We start from the raw sequence: 3,539 nt of genomic DNA, 5'->3' as shown, positions 1-3,539 counted from the left end.
CCCCGGCCCCGGCCCCTCGGTGGCCGGGGCCGGGGCCGGGGCGGGTGCCTGCGGCACGGGGCCGGACGGGCCGCCCTTGGCCTCGCGCAGCTGGCGCTCCAGCTCGTGCACCCGGCGGGTCAGCTCGGCGACCTCGTCGGCGGTGGCCAGGCCCACGGCGCCGAGCGCGCGGTCGACCTCGAAGCGGACCAGCTTGGTCAGCGCCTCCCGGTTGGCGGCACCGGTGGAGAGCAGTTCCTCGGCGAGGCCCTGGAGTTGGGCGGCGGTCGCTCCGCCGGAGCCGACGAGCCGACGGACGGCGTCCTGGGCCTTCTTCCGGGGCGCCTCCGTCAGGCCCATGGCCAGCTCGAGGTAGGCGCGCCACGCGTCCTGCATGCCTGAGTCCTTCCGCGGGGTGGAGGTGTGCAGGTGTCACGCTACCGGCCCGGCGGGTCACCCCGTGCGGTACGGTGCCGGGGACGGCGTGGCTACCGGCGAGGGGGCGATGTGGCCAGCGTGGACGAGTGCCGACAGGCGTTGCGGGACCTGGCCGACCGGCTGGACCGCAACGCGGAGACGGTGCGGGAACGGGTCGACCTGGACCGCACGCTGGCCTGCCGGATCACCGACCTGGACACCGCCTTCCACGGGCGGATCGCCGACGGCCGGCTGGTCGAGATGACCGACGGCGACGACCCGAAGGCCAAGATCGCATTGAGCACCAGCAGCGACGACCTGGTCGCCCTGGTCCGCGGCGAACTGGACGTGACCCGCGCCGTGGCGTCCCACCGGGTGTCGATCAAGGCGAGCCCGTTCGACCTGATGAAGCTGCGCAAGCTGCTCTGACAGTCCGGCTGGCCGGGTCGGTCCACAGCTGACGGCCGATGATCGGCGGCAGCGGACGCGACCCTCGTGCCGACCGTACGGCTGGCCGGCGGCGGGCATCCGGCAGCGTGGCCGCGCGTACCCGCCGGCGACCCGGTGCCTACCCTCAGCCGGTCAGGCCGAGCGCGGCCAGCGCCTCGCCCGCCTCCGCCGACGCGGCGCGCACCGGCGCCGGCCGCGGCGCGGACCAGGCGGCCGCGCAGAGCGCCGCCACCGCGTCCAGCGTCCGGCCGGCGCCGGACAGCTCAAGCGCCCCGTCGCGGTCCGCCACCGACCAGCCGGCGGCGTCCGCCGGGGCGGGCACCCGCACCACGGCCGCCGGGTCGAAGAGCCCCGTCAGGTCCACCGAGACGTACGTGGGCCGGCGCTCGGCCGGGGCGGCGAGCAGCTCGGCCACGTCGCTGACCCCGGTCAGCACCAGCAGGCTGTCCAGGCCGGCCCGCCGGGCCCCCTCGATGTCGGTGTCCAGCCGGTCGCCCACCACCAGGGTCCGGCCCTGGCCGGCGCGGCGGGCGGCGGTGCCGAACAGCGCCGGTTCCGGCTTGCCGACCACCACGTCCGGGTCCCGGTCGAGCGCGGTGCGCAGCGCGGCGACCAGCGCCCCGTTGCCCGGCAGCGGGCCCCGCCCGCTGGGCAGGGTCCGGTCGGTGTTGGTGGCGATCCAGGTCGCCCCGCCCCGGACGGCCACCGCCGCCTCGGCCAGGTCCACCCAGCCGACCTGCGGGCCGTACCCCTGCACGACCGCGACCGGGTCCTCCTCGGCCGTGCCGACCGGCGTCAGGCCGGCCGCGCGCAGTTCCGCGCGCAGCGCCTCCGCGCCGACCACCAGCACCGGGCTGCCGGCCGGGAACCGGTCGCGCAGCAGTTCGGCGGCGGCCGCCGCGGAGGTCAGCACCTCGTCGGGGTCGGCCGGCACGCCCATGCCGGTGAGCAGGTCGGCCACCTCGCTGGACCGGCGCGAGGCGTTGTTGGTGGCGTACGCCACCAGCCGCCCCTCGCCGTGCAGCCGGGTGACCGCCTCGACCGCGCCGGGGATCGGCCGGTCGATCAGGTAGATCACCCCGTCCAGGTCGAAGACGACGAGGGCGTACCCGTCGACCAGCCGCTCCCCGTCGGTCACCGCCGGTCCGACTCCGGCTCGTCCGCCGGGGTCGCGCCGGTCGGGGTGGCCGTCGCCGGTCCGGCGTCGGGCTCCTCGCCGGCCGCCCGGAACGTCGCGGTGACGTTCCCGGCCGGCGCGTCGCCGGCGCTGGCCACCGACTGCGCCTCGGCCTCGGTCAGCTCGTCGTCGGCCAGGTCGTCCGTCGGCACCTCGGCGGCCTGCGGTTCGTCCCGCCACTCGGCGGCGTCGACGTCCCACCGGTCGTCGGCCGCGTCGCGCCGGTCCGGGCCGGCCTCCGCGTCGCGCTCGCGCGGTGCGGTGACGTCGGCGTCGCCGGTGAGGTCCGCGTCCGGCCGGGCCGGCACGGCGCCCGGCGTGCCGGGACCGGCGGCGATCTCCTCCGCCGACTCCTCGTCCTCGTCGTCGCCCTCGATCAGCACGCCGTCGAGCTCGAGCAGCCGCTCCGCGGCGTCGGTCTCGCCCTCGGTGTCCACGTCGGCGGCCCGGGAGAACCACTCGCGGGCCTCCTCGCGTCGCCCGACCGCCAGCAGGGCGTCCGCGTACGCGTACCGCAGTCGGGCCGCCCACGGCTCGGTCGCCTCGCTGGTCAGCTCGCGGACCTGGAGCATCGCCACCGCGGCGTCCTTCTGGCCCAGGTCGCCCCGGGCCCCGGCGGCCACGATCAGCAGCTCGATGGCGGTGGCCTGGTCCAGCTTCTCCCGGTCCGCGCCACGGAACAGGTCGATCGCCCGCTCGGGCCGGCCCAGCGCCCGCTCGCAGTCCGCGAGCACCGCCAGGTGGCTCTGCAGTCCGGTCATCCGGTGGTACGTGCGCAGCTCCGCGATCGCCGTCTGCCACTCGCCCGCGTGGTACGCGGCAAGGCCCACCGCCTCGCGGACGGCGGCGATGCGGGACGCCAGCCGCCGGGCGGCCAGCGCGTGCGCGAGCGCCTCGGCCGGGTCCTCGTCGATCAGCTGACCCGTGGCGACCAGGTGCCGCGCGACGGTCTCCGCGACCGGCTTCGCCAGCGAGAGCAGCTCGGCGCGGACGTCCTTGTCGAGGTCGGTCGCGACGATCTCGTCGGGCAGCGCGGGAGCGCGCTCGGCCGCACCGGCCTCGGGACGCTCCCGCCGCTCGTCGCGGCGATCCCCGCCCCGGTACCCGCCGTCTCGGTCCCCACGGAAGCCGCCCTCACGGCGGTCGCCGCCCCGGTACCCGCCGTCTCGGTCCCCACGGAAGCCGCCCTCACGGCGGTCGCCGCCCCGGAAGCCGCCCTCGCGACGGTCGCCACCGCGGAAGCCCTCACGCGGCGCACCGCCCTCGCGACGGTCGCCACCGCGGAAGCCCTCACGGTCGCCACCACGGAAGCCACCTTCACGGCGGTCACCACCGCGGAAGCCACCTTCACGGCGGTCGCCTCCGCGGAAGCCCTCACGGGGCGCACCGCCCTCACGGCGGTCGCCTCCGCGGAAGCCCTCACGCGGCGCGCCACCCTCGCGGCGGTCACCGCCCCGGAAGCCCTCACGGTCACCACCCCGGAAGCCACCCTCACGGCGCTCGCCACCCCGGAAGC

Annotated in this window: 4 protein-coding genes and 1 pseudogene; 2 read left to right on the top strand and 3 right to left on the bottom strand. The window is 77.5% G+C overall.

Features of this window, described 5'->3' with window-relative positions; all coding sequences use genetic code 11:
• The coding region (locus tag DLJ47_RS33755; RefSeq protein ID WP_446723641.1) for a phasin family protein at positions 1-375 on the bottom strand (375 nt) is incomplete at its 3' end.
• A 111-nt stretch (positions 376-486) separates the two neighbouring features.
• On the opposite strand from DLJ47_RS33755, the gene DLJ47_RS33750 reads away from it, so the two are divergent.
• Positions 487-825 (top strand): SCP2 sterol-binding domain-containing protein, encoded by a 339-nt coding sequence (locus DLJ47_RS33750; protein WP_109906224.1) that lies wholly within the window; start codon positions 487-489, stop codon positions 823-825.
• A gap of 145 nt (positions 826-970) precedes the next feature.
• Here the strand turns inward: DLJ47_RS33750 and DLJ47_RS33745 are convergent, their stop codons facing one another.
• Positions 971-1,984 carry an HAD-IIA family hydrolase gene (locus tag DLJ47_RS33745; RefSeq protein ID WP_109906222.1) on the bottom strand — a complete coding sequence of 338 codons (1,014 nt, stop codon included), beginning with the start codon at positions 1,982-1,984 and terminating at the stop codon, positions 971-973.
• Positions 1,981-2,937 (bottom strand): tetratricopeptide repeat protein, encoded by a 957-nt coding sequence (locus DLJ47_RS33740; protein ID WP_233258163.1) that lies wholly within the window; start codon positions 2,935-2,937, stop codon positions 1,981-1,983. Before DLJ47_RS33740 ends, DLJ47_RS33745 begins: the two co-directional genes overlap by 4 nt.
• Between DLJ47_RS33740 and DLJ47_RS37375 the strand changes: the two are divergent.
• Positions 2,818-3,539, top strand: a pseudogene (locus tag DLJ47_RS37375) (hypothetical protein); the annotation flags it as partial. The gene DLJ47_RS33740 and the pseudogene DLJ47_RS37375 sit on opposite strands and share 120 nt — an antisense overlap.

The organism is Micromonospora sp. S4605 (genome assembly GCF_003176715.1).
In the GTDB taxonomy this organism is placed as follows: domain Bacteria; phylum Actinomycetota; class Actinomycetes; order Mycobacteriales; family Micromonosporaceae; genus Micromonospora; species Micromonospora echinaurantiaca.
Note: the sequence above shows the minus strand (reverse complement) of the source record. Positions and strands in the feature narration are given on the sequence as shown.